General features: G+C 37.8%; 15 protein-coding genes. 5 read left to right on the forward strand and 10 right to left on the reverse strand.

The features are described 5' to 3' along the window. Position 1 precedes the first annotated feature (1 nt). Positions 2-1,180, reverse strand: coding sequence for an efflux RND transporter periplasmic adaptor subunit (locus tag ABX891_RS08415; RefSeq protein WP_354629278.1), 1,179 nt, complete (start codon positions 1,178-1,180; stop codon positions 2-4). A 169-nt stretch (positions 1,181-1,349) separates the two neighbouring features. Here ABX891_RS08415 and ABX891_RS08420 point away from each other — a divergent pair, with 169 nt between their 5' ends. Next, on the forward strand, positions 1,350-1,613 hold the full coding sequence (locus ABX891_RS08420) for a YkgJ family cysteine cluster protein (protein ID WP_354629279.1): 264 nt from the start codon (positions 1,350-1,352) through the stop codon (positions 1,611-1,613). Between the two features lie 203 nt (positions 1,614-1,816). Further along, positions 1,817-2,137 (forward strand): hypothetical protein, encoded by a 321-nt coding sequence (locus ABX891_RS08425; protein WP_354629280.1) that lies wholly within the window; start codon positions 1,817-1,819, stop codon positions 2,135-2,137. A gap of 260 nt (positions 2,138-2,397) precedes the next feature. On the opposite strand, the gene ABX891_RS08430 is transcribed toward ABX891_RS08425, so the two are convergent. Further along, positions 2,398-4,248: a TonB-dependent receptor plug domain-containing protein gene (locus ABX891_RS08430; protein ID WP_354629281.1), complete on the reverse strand. Its 1,851-nt coding sequence runs from the start codon at positions 4,246-4,248 to the stop codon at positions 2,398-2,400. A gap of 340 nt (positions 4,249-4,588) precedes the next feature. Here ABX891_RS08430 and ABX891_RS08435 point away from each other — a divergent pair, with 340 nt between their 5' ends. After that, the gene (locus ABX891_RS08435; protein WP_290192564.1) at positions 4,589-5,077 is read left to right on the forward strand and encodes a peptide-methionine (S)-S-oxide reductase; all 489 of its coding nucleotides are present in this window, start codon (positions 4,589-4,591) and stop codon (positions 5,075-5,077) included. Between the two features lie 153 nt (positions 5,078-5,230). Here the strand turns inward: ABX891_RS08435 and ABX891_RS08440 are convergent, their stop codons facing one another. After that, positions 5,231-5,782, reverse strand: coding sequence for a DUF4136 domain-containing protein (locus ABX891_RS08440; RefSeq protein ID WP_354629282.1), 552 nt, complete (start codon positions 5,780-5,782; stop codon positions 5,231-5,233). 312 nt (positions 5,783-6,094) lie between these two features. Between ABX891_RS08440 and ABX891_RS08445 the strand changes: the two genes are divergently transcribed. Continuing rightward, complete coding sequence (locus ABX891_RS08445; protein ID WP_354629283.1) at positions 6,095-7,273, forward strand: IS4 family transposase; 1,179 nt, start codon at positions 6,095-6,097, stop codon at positions 7,271-7,273. A gap of 132 nt (positions 7,274-7,405) precedes the next feature. Here the strand turns inward: ABX891_RS08445 and ABX891_RS08450 are convergent, their stop codons facing one another. The 7 genes from ABX891_RS08450 to ABX891_RS08480 all read right to left on the reverse strand — a co-directional run bounded on the left by ABX891_RS08450 (position 7,406) and on the right by ABX891_RS08480 (position 13,809). After that, entirely contained in the window at positions 7,406-7,801 is a 396-nt protein-coding gene (locus ABX891_RS08450; RefSeq protein WP_354629284.1) for an ExbD/TolR family protein, read from the reverse strand. A gap of 328 nt (positions 7,802-8,129) precedes the next feature. After that, positions 8,130-8,573, reverse strand: a complete 444-nt coding sequence (locus ABX891_RS08455) for a ferritin-like domain-containing protein (RefSeq protein WP_002961486.1) — start codon at positions 8,571-8,573, stop codon at positions 8,130-8,132. A gap of 177 nt (positions 8,574-8,750) precedes the next feature. Then, the gene (locus ABX891_RS08460) at positions 8,751-9,689 is read right to left on the reverse strand and encodes a LysR family transcriptional regulator (protein ID WP_002961484.1); all 939 of its coding nucleotides are present in this window, start codon (positions 9,687-9,689) and stop codon (positions 8,751-8,753) included. 17 nt (positions 9,690-9,706) lie between these two features. Beyond that, positions 9,707-11,425, reverse strand: coding sequence for a bifunctional isocitrate dehydrogenase kinase/phosphatase (aceK, locus tag ABX891_RS08465; RefSeq protein WP_197098352.1), 1,719 nt, complete (start codon positions 11,423-11,425; stop codon positions 9,707-9,709). A gap of 103 nt (positions 11,426-11,528) precedes the next feature. Next, entirely contained in the window at positions 11,529-12,008 is a 480-nt protein-coding gene (locus ABX891_RS08470; RefSeq protein ID WP_197098353.1) for a DUF4124 domain-containing protein, read from the reverse strand. 86 nt (positions 12,009-12,094) lie between these two features. Beyond that, positions 12,095-13,591, reverse strand: a complete 1,497-nt coding sequence (locus tag ABX891_RS08475) for a DUF3413 domain-containing protein (RefSeq protein ID WP_354629285.1) — start codon at positions 13,589-13,591, stop codon at positions 12,095-12,097. Between the two features lie 5 nt (positions 13,592-13,596). Continuing rightward, positions 13,597-13,809 carry a YejL family protein gene (locus tag ABX891_RS08480; RefSeq protein WP_002961475.1) on the reverse strand — a complete coding sequence of 71 codons (213 nt, stop codon included), beginning with the start codon at positions 13,807-13,809 and terminating at the stop codon, positions 13,597-13,599. Between the two features lie 62 nt (positions 13,810-13,871). On the opposite strand from ABX891_RS08480, the gene yejK reads away from it, so the two are divergent. Continuing rightward, a complete protein-coding gene (yejK, locus tag ABX891_RS08485; RefSeq protein ID WP_354629286.1) occupies positions 13,872-14,888 on the forward strand; it encodes a nucleoid-associated protein YejK in 1,017 nt (338 codons plus the stop codon). Positions 14,889-15,126 lie beyond the last annotated feature (238 nt).

A 15,126-nucleotide genomic window follows, 5' to 3' on the forward strand; every position in this document is an offset into this window, starting at 1 on the left:
ATTATTCCTCTTTCAGCGCAAGTTGAGTTACATCAGTTTTATCAGGCGCAATATCTTCAACTTTTACTGCCATACCTTCAGTTGGATACTCAAGCGCTGAGGTAATAATTTGCTCGCCATTTTTTAGCCCTTGGCTAGCTATAATCATGCCGTTTTGTTCGCGTATAATATTGAGAGTTTTAAACGATAATGTTAAATCGTCATTTAAAATTACAATTTTATTATCTTTAACTAAATGATGCGCAACAATTATTGCGTTATCAAGCGGGCGACCTTCAATGGTAGCGTTAATGTATGAACCAAAACGAAGAGGGCGTGTTTTATCGCCATAAGGTGTTGCAAGTTGTGCAACCAAGTAGCTCATACGGCTTGTTTGATCAACCACACCTTCGGTGCGAATTACTTTGGCTTGCCACATTGTTTGCTTACCCGCGTATTCTGCGTTAAATGTAACATTTGAGCCTACGCCGCCATTTTTTAAATATTGTAGTTCTTGGTCGGCAACGGGTAAACGTACCTCTGCAACTGAGGTTGCGCTTAGTGCGCCAAAACTGTTACCTGGGTTTACTACTGAACCCAAGCTAATTGTGCGCTCATTAATAATGGCATCATAAGGGGCTTTAATATAAGTACGTTCAAGATTGCGGCTAGCACGCTTAACACTTGCTTGAGCAGAGCGGTAACGCGCTAATTTTTCTGCCAGTTGTGGTTTTCGCAAATAAAGTTCTGATGCAATAGCGTCGCTTGAGTCTGACTTAATGCGCTCCCACTCAGCTTGAGCGACATGTGCTTGCGCGCGTTCTATTTCAAGTGCTGAGCTTGCTTGTGCTAAACCCGCTTGCGCTTCAATAAAGTCTGCCTCGTAATCATTTGCATCAATTCGTGCTAAAATATCGCCTTGCTTTACAAACGCGCCTTCAACAAATTGATCTGATACCGAAATAACTTGCCCGCTAACTTGTGCTATTAGCTCGGTACGATACTTTGGTTTAACAATGCCGTACGATTTAACATCTAGCGTTATAGAATCTAAAAGTACGCTTTGTGTTGCTACTAAAGGACGTAAATCTTGCTCTGGCTTTTCTTCGGGTGGTTTTTTCATTGCCATAAAGGCGAAAGCTAAAGCAATACCGCCTGCTAAAACAGCGATTGGGAGTATTATTTGTTTTGTAGTAGCCACAAGGCATTCCTTCATAATTGGTGGTGACAGAGCAATAATACGCAATAAAGTGTTTACAAGCTGTTTTAAGATGTAACAAAGCATTACATGTGTGTGTTACAACTTACTATGCGACTAATTAAGTTCCTAAAAAGAAATTAAAGTAAGTGTTTTTTATACCGAGGAAATTATGAAAACCGAATCGATGAATTGCAGGCTAGGCTGCGGCGCATGTTGTATTGCGCCTAGTATTAGTTCGCCTATTCTAGGTATGCCAAATGGTAAAAAAGCCGGAGAGCGCTGTATTCAGCTAGATGAACGTAATTTATGTAAGTTATTTGGTGATTCAAGCCGACCTAAAGTATGCAGTGATTTTAGCGCCACGCTTGATGTGTGCGGGTCAACAAATGCACAAGCTTTAGCACTTATTACAGAGCTTGAAGAGCTAACTTAATCCTCATTTTAATACACATCTATTTACAATATATTATTAATAAAAATCTTCACAAGGTTATTAAAAGCAGTCGTTAATATATTTTATGGCGAAATATTAGATATATTTAACTTTGTTGCTAATATAGGTAACTGTAAGATACTTTTTATAAATCTCATTTATAGGTGATTTCGTTCAATCTTAATTTTTAAAAGGAAAGAAAAATGAAAAATTTACTTACAGCATTTACATTAGGTGTGACTTTATTAGGTTGTTCAAACTTACCCATTAAAACCGATATTAAAGAAGATCACTTCAGACTCGAAAACTTTAAAAGAGAGCAGGGAGTAGATCTAGAATATGTCCACTTGATGTGCTTTAACAAAAAACCTACACAATGGGCTGAACCAAAGCAGTATATCAGTGGTAAGCATCATTTATGGGTAAAGGCGAGTGTTTCAAACCCTGATGCTTTAAATAGTCAAAAAGAAGCTTTTGTTAATTTTAACGTTAATTTAGATTCCCTAATAAAAGCTACATGTTAAATAGAAAAAGGGATGGGAATAAAATATCAATCTGGATACAAGAAGTTGAAACCGGTACGGTTGTTTCAAAGGTTCTTACAGATGAGCTTAGTCGCCCTTTACAAGTTGATAATGAGCTAAGAAAAAGACAATGTCGTTCTGGTTCAATATAAGCTGAGTAATCAAAGCTCTTAATATTTAGTATGGTGTTTATTCCTTGCTAAATATTTATTCAAAGACCTATTTTAAATAAACAGGTCTTTGAACGTGATAGCTCAACTCTACCAACTATACGTTGCGCTTAACGTATATTGCTCACCGCGCCCAGGTGTACCTGGTATTTCTTCAAACGACTCATCCCATAAGTTATCTGCCGCTAAGGTGATAAATAAATTACTCAACTGTGGCGGGGTTATTTTAAGCGTTAGTTGGGTAAATAACGCGTTGTCACTGCCGTTTCTAAGTGCATTTTTGTGTTGTGTACGCCATTCGTTATCTATTCTAAATTCTAAAATATCAGTTGGGTTGTACACAGCGCCAATTGTTAAACGGTGATCAGGAAAGTTTAACGCGTAAAAGCTGGCATCAATATCGGCTGCGCCGTAGTTTTCTGATTTATGTAAATACGTGTAGCTTGCTATAAGTTTTGCTGTATCAAAGTGCTTAGTCGCTAAAAATTCAACCCCAGCTGTATCAATATCAACCGGGTTTGCAAAGCGCGCTGATGTTGAATCAAAATTAAAGGTCCAATCGGTTAAGTTATTATCTTTTCGATAAAAAATAGCCGAATTTAACTGCCAGCTTTGTTCTTCAAGCAATAACCCTAGCTCTAAGTTTGAAGTGGTTTCGCGCTCAAGATTGTAATTACTTCTAAATAATCCCCCAGAATCGCTGCCGCCAATGGCTGTGTAGCCTGCAACTTGGCTCGCCTGCGCGTATGATAAATAAATAGTTTGCGCTGTGCCGTCACTATTTTGGGTGTTTAAGGTTATATCACCAATAGCTGATACTTCAGCGTCATCACGATTTGTATCGTCGTAGGCTGCGCCTAAACGAAAGGTAAGTTGTTGGTTTTTTTGCGCTATTGTGTATTCAGGCAATATACTCAGCTTATAATACTTTCGTGAAGTAAAGTTGTTTTCAAGTGTTGTTGATTCTATCGAGTCATCAATAAATTGTGCAGAGTAATTTATTGCCAGTGCATCGCTTTGTTCATGACGACCTGAAAGTCCAAGCGATTTAACTTCGCTTTTATGAAAAGCTTCAAATGCACTTGGATTTTCGCGCGAGTAAATATAGTGATCGTCATGGGTACGATAATAAGCAGATACTTCAAAGTGACTGTTATCAGCGTAGCTTTGCTTGTGGTTAAGCATCCAAAGGCGGGTTTCTAAATCTTCAGTTTCGTTAACGCCAAAAGGAGTGTACAAGTTAGGCCAGCCAAAAAACTTATCTTGTGAGCCAAAAAACAAATCTGTTTGGCTGTGCTCGCTTGCTAATTGCACGCGAGCTGAGGCGCGCGAGAAGTCATGATCGCCATTATCAATGGTGCCATCACTTTGCGAATGAGAATACTCACCTTCAAAGCCCAGAGTATAGTTAGCTAAGCTATCAAGTTGTGTGTTTTTAGCAGCGTGAATACTTTGCAGATTAAAGTCGTTTGTACCAGTACCAAGGGATACACTACCGCCAGTAATAATCGGTTTCCAATCAAACGAAACTGTACCTACAGAGCTATTCATACCGTAAAGTGCGTTATCGGCACCAGTTAAAACATCTGGGCCGGTTAGCATTTGCGGTGCAATGGGTATTTCAGCAAAATAATGGCCAGATTGCGGGTCAAGTAGAGTAGCGCTTCCTACTCTAAAGCCGGTGTTTTCAAAAATCCCACCACGAATAGTTACATCAGCTTGCGCCTCAGCCATATTACGCGATTGAAGGTCAACACGAGGGTCATATTCTAAATTAGAAATAGGTGAGTCGAATGTACCTACTGGCAACTTATTTGCAGTGGGTGAGGCCTCAACCGTTATTTTCTCGATTGGTGACTCATCAGATAGCGTATTAGCATTAGCAAATGCAGTAACGCTGCATAATATTGCAGGTATTATAAGGTGTGGTGTGCGATTCATGTGTTTCTCGTCATTTTTTATTTGTAGCTGCGGTTACAATTAATTTCAAAGCTTATATTTGAGCATGATAAAATAACTAAATGTAACAGCAGTCATTTTGTGCGCGATTGTACATTAATTTGTTAATAACTGCATTTGATAACCATTTACGTAATACCGGCTTTATTAAAAACATGGTCATTCTATCGTATTAAATAGCGCACTCACTGCGTTAAAAATTATTTATATAGAACAACTATATGTCATAATTTTCGCCTTGTTATTGCGCTATTTTCTTGGCGCTATAATAGAACACTATTTTAATGCAATCGGTATAATTACTTATTAGGTAACATTTATAATGGATACTAAAGAATATAATACTATTTACTTTGCTGGTGGCTGCCTGTGGGGCGTACAAGAGTTTTTAAAGCACTTACCTGGTGTAATAAGTACTGAAGCAGGGCGCGCTAATGGTACAAGCAAAACCACTAACGGCGAATATGATGGTTATGCCGAATGCGTAAAGGTCATTTCTGATCCAAAAGCGGTTAGCTTAAACGAGTTATTTGACTACTTTTTTGAAATTATTGACCCATACAGCATTAATAAACAAGGGGATGACGTAGGCCCTAAATACCGCACTGCTATTTACAGCAAAAACCAAACCCATTTAGATGCAGCAAGCAATTATATAAATAAGCGCAGTGATGCCGATAAAATTGTGGTAGGGGTAGAGCTGCTAACTAACTACGTGCCAAGCGATCCTGAGCATCAAGACCGACTAACTAATCACCCTGATGATTACTGCCATATACCGCTTGAGTTATTGCATAAGTATAAATCGTAAATTTAACACGGTGTTTTTTTGTAGACGTGCAGCTTGCTGACGTGACGAGCGCAGCTCGTAATTACTTTATTTTAAAAGTTCCAAAAATACACATCCACAAAAAAGCTCACGTACTGTGAGCTTTTTTAAAACTTACTTATAGCTAATTTTAACTTACTGCTGCTTTTGCGGCGGGAAGTTACTTAAAATTTCGCTCACTGTTTTATTAATTGATGCTTCACGTTGTTCTGGCGATTGGTTTTTCTTTAATCGGCCTTCTTTTGCACCGCGCCATACTAGCTGGTTAGATTCACGATCCACAATATCAATAATCAGTGTGCCCACTTCGTATTCACGCGCGGTTGTGTCACGTTGAAAACCAGTACCCCAATAACCCCAATGCGGGCGGTAGTTTACATTAAATGTATCTACTTCAAGCTCTTTATCTACCGATGCATGATAGTTAACAAGTACATCAGCATTTGCTGCATCAACTAATTTCATACCTAGTGTTTGGCTCAGTTCTGCGTTAACGGCAGTGCGAACACGTTTTTCCATTAGGCCATTAATATGGTAGTTATTTGTGTCTTTAGTTAGGCTGGCGTTTTCTACCCAAGCAAATGTTTTAAAATTACTAAAGTTGGCTGATTTATCGTAATCCCAATCAGGGGTTTGTGTACAGGCTGTAAGAAGTGCTAGCGCTGCAACAATAAGTATATTTTTCATTACGTTTGCTCCAATAAAATGCATTAATTTAAAATAACACACATAGTTTAAATGTGTATTATTTAAACGTCCTAAATATTAGTCTAATTGTCAGGGCGTGTTGACCTTTCGTGGTTGAATTTGCAGCAGTATGTTTGGTATTTGGGCAAGGCAGAGCCTATGTAGTGTGGTTATTCCCCATAAATAGGTGATAACGCAGCATAAATGCCAAACATGCGCTGCCCTTTGGGCTGACGAATCCCCAAAACGTGACAGGCACAGCAATTTATGATCTTATGTAAATCACCACAACCCACATAAGTCACAACTGCTATGCCTGAGACATCAGTTTGCCATAAGTACTTTAAACATGCATTAGCGCCATTCAATAATGCCAGAGTAAAAACATTACTAAGCTGCAGTAATGCATTAATTTCGGGCAATAAACTTACCTTAACTGAAATCGGCAGAAATTTGTCTGGCGCTGTGGATGTAAAACATAAAATAAAACGCGTTGATCGCTTCTTAAAAAATACTCACCTCTACAATGAAAGGGTCGCTATCTATGAAGCATTAGCTCATCCTATTATTGACTCTTTACCCATGCTTGCAATTGCCGTTGACTGGAGCGGTGCCTGTGGTCACGACTATCACTTACTGCGAGCAAGCTTACTTGTGGATGGGCGCTCTATCGTGATTTATAACATGATTGTTGAGCAGAAGGATTTTGATAGCCCAGCAACCAACAGCCTGTTTTTAGATGAATTTTATGAAGTGCTTGGACGACATCCTAGTGTCTATATTGTAACAGACGGCGGCTTTCTTACGCCTTGGTATAGTAAAGTACGCGAACTTGGTTGGCATATGATAGGTCGATTAAGAGGCTCAATGAAGTGTAAACTAGCCATGCAATCACAATGGCATACATTAAAACAACTTAGGGCTGGTGCCAGCGATATACCTAAGGCGTTAGGTCAAGCACGACTAACTCAGTCCAGCCCGGCAGCATGCGATGCATTTTTACACGTATATCATGGAAAAAATAAAGGAAGAAAAGGAAAAAGCAGATTTACGAAAGATACAAAAATGTATCAAAACTTAGCTAAAGAGCCATGGTTACTCGCGACATCAGACAATACAATGACGAGTAAGCGAGTAGTTGGTTTATATAGTAAAAGAATGCAAATAGAGCAAAATTTCCGCGATGACAAAAGTTTGAGATATGGTTTTTCGTGGCGTTTTAGTAAAAGCACCGGCATAAATAGAATAGGAATATTATGCTTGATAGCCACAATAGCGAGCACTGCGTTATGGTTTATAGGGTGTGAAGCAGAAAAAAGAAAGTGGCATATAAAATTTCAAGCAAATAGCGTTAAGAATCGCCGAGTTCTTTCATTTTTAACCTTAGCCAAGCAAGTCATAAAGCTATGTAAGAGACGTATTACACAAAGCTATATAGAAAAAAGTTTAAAAAACTTTATTTTGAATTACGAAAAAGAGGCCGCTGGATAAAGTGGGGATCCCTCAGCCCGATGGGTTAAGCCAAAACCATCTAAGTATCCCCATAAAAAGAAAAATGCCAGTCAGCTTAACTGACTGGCATTAGCCGTAAGGCCCTTTTTTTGGTTTTAGTTTGGGCTGATTTTATTTAGAAATCAAACTTATTGAATAATCATCGTATTGCTTAATATTATTCATTACATTTATTAAAGTATTATGTGTACTGTTTTCGTCTGCGGTTATAAGTACTGAACTTATTTCATATTCAGCCGCGAACATAGCTAAATTAGTCGCAACTTGCTCTAAATCAATTAACCTCCCAGAAAAATATACTCCGTTACTTTCATCAATTCTAAATAAAGCATTTTTAACAGGCTTATCTATTTGAGGGCTGTCGAGTGGTCGGTTTAATTCAATAGCCACAGGTTTTACAAAAGATGTAGTTACAATAAAGAAAATTAGTAATATGAACACTATGTCTAATATCGGGGTCATATCTACATCAGCATTTTTTTGCAGCTTGGTTAGTTTGCTTTTCATATTGGACCTTATTTTTAATTAAATGCTGCGGCGCCACAGCAAGGTTTTAGGTACCTATTAACAAAATTAGCACAGCAAAATTAGCACAGCAAAAATAAAGCGTGGTTAAATAAATATTCTAATAACATTAAATATTTGTACTAATTATGTTTTTAAAATGTGGTGAAATAAGGTGGTGTTTATACCGTTATGCTTATATATGGGGTCTATTTAGTATCGTTATAATGTAATGCAATTTGTTAAATTGCTTAAAAAACTATGCAGATTGGTATTAGAGGCAATAAAAAACCCAGCTCGAGGCTGGGTTCTAGTTATGCGCTATGTAAGCTTAATGCTTTTGCATACGGCTCATTTCTGCATGGCAGCTTTGCATTGTTAATAATGTTTTAGCCAGTGCAGCTTCGCAGTCAGCTGGTTGCGGTTTATCCATTGCTGCTTTAATTTCTTCAAGGGTTTTATCTTCTACTTCTTCAAGCTCTTTTACATACGTGCTGTCGTTGTGTGAGGTGAAAGTAGTCAATAGGGCTGTGTACGCACGTCGTGCTTCAACTGCGAAAGATGAGCCATCTTCGCGTTCGCCTTTTTCATTAATTGCATATGGCTGCAAGCGCTCAACACTCACTTTTCGGGCATCTATCATACGCTGAAAAAGTGCACCAATAGCAGGGTCTTCAACTTTTTCCTGTGCTTTTTGATAAAAATCGATGCCGCTGTTCATAACTTGAATGATGTCAGTAATATGATTTACTTCTGATCCTTGATGGGTGTTCATAATGACCTCTTTAATTAAATGAATGTATAGTTCAATTTAATAAAAGCAATGTATGTTCCACGTTTCAATGGTTATGTAGTTGTTTGATTTTATTGGTTTAATTTTGTCTCAGTAGGGTGCTAAGTTAACAGGCAAAAAATTAACCTAGCAATTTTTACATTATATTGTGTAATAAAGTTATTTTAGCTCTTCAGCTACTTCAGCTACTTTTTGACGTAACCAAATGTGACTCGCATCGCGATGTAACAGTGGGCTCCAAATCATATCAAGCTCAAAAGGAGGAATTGGAAATGGTGGCTCTAAAATTTTAAGCCCCGGATCATCTAAATATATATTTGCGGCTTTTGAAGGAAGGGTCGCAATCAAATTTTTCTCTTTAGCTAAATGAATTGCTACATGGTAGTTACGCGTAAAAGTGGCAATATTACGATGCTTACCAAAGTGAGCAAGTGCTTCGTCAACCCAGCCAAGTTTTTGCACATCTTTAGGGTCCATGCCCACACCTACACCAAAACCTGTTTTGCTTACCCATATATGGCGCGCTTTTAAATAGCTGTCGAGGCTAAAGTTTTCAATTATAGGATTATCGGCTTTTACTAAGCAGCAAAAACTATCTTTCCAAATACGTTTATGATGAAAAGACTGTGGTAAGTTTTCAAAACGGTTGATTGCCATATCTACTTTACCGTTTTCTACATCATGAAAGGTGACATCACTTGGTGTGAGTATATCTAAAGTAGTATCAGGGGCTTCTTCGTGCAATTTACTTAAAAGCTTTGGTGCTAATGTACTTGCAGCGTAATCACTGGCCATTATTCTAAACACACGCTTACTTTGGCTTGCCTCAAATTCTCGATTAGGAGCTAGAGTTTCTTCAAGGGTCATTAATATGCCACGAATAACGGGTTGTAACTCCAAAGCACGCTCGGTAGGCACCATACCATCGCTGGTACGAACTAAAATAGGGTCGTTAAATAAGTTACGAAGACGTTTAAGGCCATTACTCATTGCAGGTTGCGTTATACTCAATTGATTAGCAGCGCGTGTTACGTTGCATTCTCGAAGCAATGTATCGAGGTAAACGAGTAAATTTAAATCTATTTTGCTTATATTCATTGTGTGTCCTTTAGCGCTTACCAGTGGTGAATAAAGCGCTGTGCTGTCGGGTATGGGTAAATATGACTTACCTGACCATTTTTTATATTTTGTTGTGCCTGCTTCCAAAAGCTAACATCTATAAGCTCAGGATGAGTGCTGAGTAAAAACTTTTTATACATAGGGTTTGGCATTACAAATGTACAAAGCTGCTCAGGAAATACGTCCTGTGGTGCAACAGAGTAACTTTGTTCATCCATTAAATAGTCGTCATAGCTCTTTGCTTTTGGTAATGCTCTAAAGTTCATATCGGTTAGGTATTGAACTTCATCGTAATCGTAAAAAATAATACGTTTGTGCTTACTTACACCAAAGTTTTTTAAGAGCATATCACCAGGGAATATATTAACAGCAATCATTTCTTTTAGGGCTTGCCCATATTCTTCAATCGCGTCGGCGACACTTTCTTCATCAGCATTTTCTAAAAACAAGTTAAGAGGTGTCATTCGCCGTTCAATATACAAGTGCTTGATGATCAACCAATCGCCCTCAATTACCATTGATGAGCCAATTGTTTTATGTAATTGCGCAAGTAAATTACTATCAAAACGCGCTAAAGGAAATACGACGTTAGAATATTCTATGGTATCGGCCATTCTGCCAACGCGATCATGGTTTTTTACTAGTTGATAGCGCTTTAATACGGTATCACGGCCAAAGGGTTTACTCTCACCAAATTTGTCTTTTATTACTTTAAAAACATAGCCAAATGAGGGGAGGGTAAATACCATCATCACCATACCGGGAGTCCCCGGTGCAATTGTAAACTCATCACTAGAGTGAGATAAATGATTTAAAAACTCTCGGTAAAACTCAGTTTTACCCTGCTTATGAAAACCCACTGCGTTATAGAGCTCAGCAAGTGTTTTGTTTGGCATAAGTTGATTTAAAAACCGAACAAGTGCTGAAGGTGCGTGAGTCTCTACCATAAAGTAGGCGCGGGCAAAGCCAAAAATAACACGCATTTGAGATGACTTAGTTAAAAGTGCATCTAAATATAATCCGTTATCTCCATCGTGTAATACAGCGATTATAAAGGGCTGAACCCCACTTTTTGAAACAACACGACCAACAATATAGGCTGCTTTATTTCGATAAAAAGGTGTGTGTAAAATATCAAAGCGCATTTGCCAAGGTTGGTGATGTGTATCGGGGGCTTGTTTATAAAAAGCTTTAACAAGGAGGCGGATATCACGCTCTAAATTTACAAATGGGGCCTTAAAATCAAAATGACTAATAATGCGTTTTATTGTTGGTTTTAGGCCATCAACTACAGGAAAGTATGTTCTATATTCTGCTTCTACAGGCACTGAAGGAGCATCTTTTAAGGTTGCTTCTACAAATATAAAGTCATTATGAAAATAGCGCCTATGGTACAGCCGGCAAAATACAGAGTTATAAAAAGTTTCGGCGAGCTCTGCTTGGGGATGAAAACATAAAAAATGCTGATATATCTTTTTAACTTCAAGCCATAGGCTTTCATCGAGTTGTTCGGTTGGGGTTTCTTTTTTTAGCGCTTGCGTGGTTTCGTTAACACGATCATCATAATAGCTGATACGCAAACGGCTGATATCATTAATTGCTTGCCAATCTTTTTTTGCAAAGGCAAGAGGGGCTTTGGCTGTTGTTTTTTGAAATAACTGATAGTGCCTTTTAAAACCCGTTAAAATTAATTCAGCAATATGGCGAGGTTGCATTTGCACTCCTTAAAAGTCCCTAGAGTTTATACTCTATTGTGTTAAGGGTATGTTATTTTAAGTTTAAAACCAAGATAAATGTTACTTACTAACTAAGAGTAACTTATTGGAATTGAGCTATCTTTTTTTCGAGAATTTTAATTTGTTTAGTCACAGCCGATACGTTTTTCTTATATGTTTGATTAATTGCTTTTAGTTTTTTAGTAATGTCTTTAGTAATACGTTTTTTATCATCAATGGCTAAGATATGATTTAACCGCTCTTGTTGTTTGTATTCAGCACGCTCTTTATTACGATCAAGTATTGTTAGTTTATGGTTATTACTGCGAAGCTCTGCCTGTAAGCCATATAGAAGCCTTTCACGCTCAAGTTCGTTTAGTTGTTTAGTGTAGTCAACCTTAGGACCAGAATACTGATTACCCGTTGTGTTAACTTTATAAGTCGTTGCTTCGTCGTCACACGGCAGTTGAGAAAAGACAGTGCCTTTTTCTGTTACACATTTGTAGTAAGTGGTATCGCTAAAGCTAAAAAAACTGATAAGTAAAAAGCTAGAATGGAGAATATAACGAGAAGTTTTAAACATACATGTCATCCTTGGTTTTTATATCTAACAACAATATAAAACTATAACCTAGCTTGGTGGTATATCAAGCTAGGTTAGGATAACTGTTATTGGGTAAAGGTTTTGAGCTTTTTAATACTTTGTACTAAAAATGGTATATCTAAACCTTGTTCAATAGAAAAACCTTCAGCGGCAGAGATGTTTTTAAAGTTACCATCTGAATCTATTAAGGTAATCCTATCTTTTTTATAGGCTATAACAACACCCTGAGAGTAGTTCACGCCCATATCGTCTTTTTTCTTGTATAGATTAACGCCTAGCATTGTTTGCTTGGCAATAGCTTTGCAATTTAAATATTGCCCAACGCTTGTTGCAATTAAGTCGCTAGGTTGAATTAGCCCATCTACTTTAGAAATACGTTTGTCAGAGCTGTATAACGTTGAGGTGGTTACTACTTCTTGCTTGTTATTGGCAAGACTAAAAGCAAAAACCTGTGTTTCATCATCTCGAACAGTAGGGGTATCACTCGCTTTAATTACTCGAATAGCACTAGAGCTATGTGCTTGATCATTAATAAAGCTTAGTTCTTCAATGCCAGTTAGTTCAATGCTACGGCGCTGACTTTGCCAAACTGGGAGTGTCTGCTCGGTTAAAATTGCTGCTTTATAAAAAGCGGGTAAACCATACACTAAGCTAAATAACGTATCGTCATGATTTGTTGGCTGTAAAAACTGCTCTGTTTTGTGCATGTTTTTTTTCTCGGCAACAAACTTTTCGAGTTGTTGTTGAGTTTCAAATACAAATATATCTACATTGGCTTGTGTGTAGTCCTCGCATTTTTCAAGCGGGCTTGGCATTTGATAACTAATATTTTGGTTATTAATTTTTACGTTGTGTGCTTGCTCGTAGCTTTCTATATCTAGCAGATCATTTTTAGCTAACAAGCTTTTAGCGGTAGTAGGGTATGAAAGTGGCAAAACATTATCTTGTTTTGTTACATCAAAGTTTAAATTGGCGTCAGCCCAAATATGAATACTGTGGCTAAGCGAAAAACACACGATTAAGAAAGAAATTGCGTAACGTGCAAATTTATATTGCTTTAAACGCTCAAGGTGGTGCCATGTGTAATTACTCACAAGTAGCTGAAAGCCTAAAATAACAACAACAATACCACTGGCTAAAATTGTTGTTAAAGCAGGAGAGCTTGTTAAACGATGCCACAACAATGAAATGATTTCAGGTAAGGCAGATATACTTAGGTGATAACCTAAATTAACATACACATAAGCATCAAGAGTAAGCAATGATGCGCCTACAGTGGCTATTACAGCGGCCATGCCACGAATGTGTCGTGGGTAGGGGAATATTAAACTAAGCGGAAATACCGTCAGCACAAACGCTAAAAAGGCTATAAAACTAGTGTGGCTTAGCCAAGTAACTAGCATATAAGTAATGCCTAAAAAGCTTGTAGGTGGCGAGTCTGCAAATAAATAGCTTAAGCTAATAAGTAGGGCTAAGCCGATATTGGCAAAGGTAAACCAATGCCCCCAACTTAGCAGTTGACTCGCTTTTGATGAAAATTGATTGTGCTGCGATAAATTCATAAATTTTATTTAACCGACTGCGCGAGCGCTTTTGCAAAGTTCTCGGTTACAGCTTGTCTTTTCCCTGTTGGTACATGCTCTTTTAAGATATGCGTGATAGAATTTCCTAAACACATAAGACTTAAATCAACCGGCGCATTGTGTTTAGTTAGCACATCAATAAGCTGATCGACGATTTGTTCTACTTCTTCATTAGAGTATTTTGATAAGATTGGCATTAGTTGGTTCAATAAAATAGTTATATTCTCGTATTTTAACACTAGAGGCGTGAAAAACAAAGATGACAACAGACGTTAAAAAATTAGTCGTTCACTATGTAGACAAAAAAGACGACGATACGCAAATTCACCTTCGAAATGATGAGATGGTAATTAACGATAAAGTAGCCGTTTTTATCGAACAATTACATCATGCATACAATGGTAAACCTGGTAAAGGTTATTGTGCTTTCTGTGGTGACAAAAACAGTGTTGTAGCATCTGCAATGCAAAGTTACCGTAATGATGAGTTAGGCTTTTGGCATATGACCGAGCAAGCCTCGACGCTTTTAAAAGAAGAGCTTGATAAGTATGCATTTAGTGAAACAGGCTATTTAGTATTTTGTCATTACCAGTACGTTGCAACTGATTACATGCTAATTGCGATGATTAACATCAAAGAGCATTATTCTATGACCTCAGAGCTTGATTTAGCCGCTTCTCGTCATTTAGACATATCACGCATGCAACTTGCTGCTCGTATCGATTTAACAGCGTGGGATACACAAGCTGACGACAACCGTTATATTTCATTTATCAAAGGGCGAGCTGGACGTAAAGTTGCTGACTTTTTCTTAGACTTTTTAGGTTGTGAAGAGGGTATTGATTCAAAACAGCAAAGCCAAGTAATGCTTAGCGCAGTAGAGGATTATTTATCTGAGCAACAATTTGATAAATCAGAAAAAGACGATTTACGTAAACAAGTCTTTGACTACTGTAATGACTGTGTGACAACTGGTGAAGATGCAAGCGTAAGCGAGCTATCTGCAACGCTTACAAAAGGCGATGACAGCCCGTTTGATAGTTTTTGTAAAGAACAAAGCTATGACTTAGAAGAAACTTTCCCTGTTGATAAGAAAACCGTAACCAGCATGGTTAAGTTCTCAGGTCTTGGTGGTGGTGTGAGTGTAAGTTTTGAACGTAAACACTTAGGTGAGCGCGTAACTTACAACGAGGCAACGGACACGCTTGTAATTAAAGGTATTCCACCAAACTTAAAAGATCAGTTACAACGTTTTATGGAAAGTGAAAGCGAGTAAATTTAACAAGTTAAGTTAAAAATCTGATTTAAGAGCGCGGTATCTATATCGCGCTTTTTTGTATCGGTATATAAATTCGTTGCATCGGAAAAAACCTTAAAGATTTATTTCACATAGAGAAGTGAAAGAGGAGTAAATGAGAAACACAAGCGATGGTTTACTAGTGGGGCTTTTTAAAGTTAGCAAGACTTAGACTTTTTACTACCTCTAAAAGCGCAGCGTCTCTTAACCTCTTTGT

The sequence above is a fragment of the Pseudoalteromonas sp. NCIMB 1079 genome (genome assembly GCF_040567695.1).
GTDB classification, from domain to species: Bacteria; Pseudomonadota; Gammaproteobacteria; order Enterobacterales; family Alteromonadaceae; genus Pseudoalteromonas; species Pseudoalteromonas distincta.

Coding starts and splice junctions, on each gene's coding strand:
- ABX891_RS08420 (WP_354629279.1), top strand. CDS start 1,350: ATGAAAACCGAATCGATGAATTGCAGGCTAGGCTGCGGCGCATGTTGT.
- ABX891_RS08425 (WP_354629280.1), top strand. CDS start 1,817: ATGAAAAATTTACTTACAGCATTTACATTAGGTGTGACTTTATTAGGT.
- ABX891_RS08430 (WP_354629281.1), bottom strand. CDS start 4,248: ATGAATCGCACACCACACCTTATAATACCTGCAATATTATGCAGCGTT.
- ABX891_RS08435 (WP_290192564.1), top strand. CDS start 4,589: ATGGATACTAAAGAATATAATACTATTTACTTTGCTGGTGGCTGCCTG.
- ABX891_RS08440 (WP_354629282.1), bottom strand. CDS start 5,782: ATGAAAAATATACTTATTGTTGCAGCGCTAGCACTTCTTACAGCCTGT.
- ABX891_RS08445 (WP_354629283.1), top strand. CDS start 6,095: ATGCCTGAGACATCAGTTTGCCATAAGTACTTTAAACATGCATTAGCG.
- ABX891_RS08450 (WP_354629284.1), bottom strand. CDS start 7,801: ATGAAAAGCAAACTAACCAAGCTGCAAAAAAATGCTGATGTAGATATG.
- ABX891_RS08455 (WP_002961486.1), bottom strand. CDS start 8,573: ATGAACACCCATCAAGGATCAGAAGTAAATCATATTACTGACATCATT.
- ABX891_RS08460 (WP_002961484.1), bottom strand. CDS start 9,689: ATGAATATAAGCAAAATAGATTTAAATTTACTCGTTTACCTCGATACA.
- aceK (WP_197098352.1), bottom strand. CDS start 11,425: ATGCAACCTCGCCATATTGCTGAATTAATTTTAACGGGTTTTAAAAGG.
- ABX891_RS08470 (WP_197098353.1), bottom strand. CDS start 12,008: ATGTTTAAAACTTCTCGTTATATTCTCCATTCTAGCTTTTTACTTATC.
- ABX891_RS08475 (WP_354629285.1), bottom strand. CDS start 13,591: ATGAATTTATCGCAGCACAATCAATTTTCATCAAAAGCGAGTCAACTG.
- ABX891_RS08480 (WP_002961475.1), bottom strand. CDS start 13,809: ATGCCAATCTTATCAAAATACTCTAATGAAGAAGTAGAACAAATCGTC.
- yejK (WP_354629286.1), top strand. CDS start 13,872: ATGACAACAGACGTTAAAAAATTAGTCGTTCACTATGTAGACAAAAAA.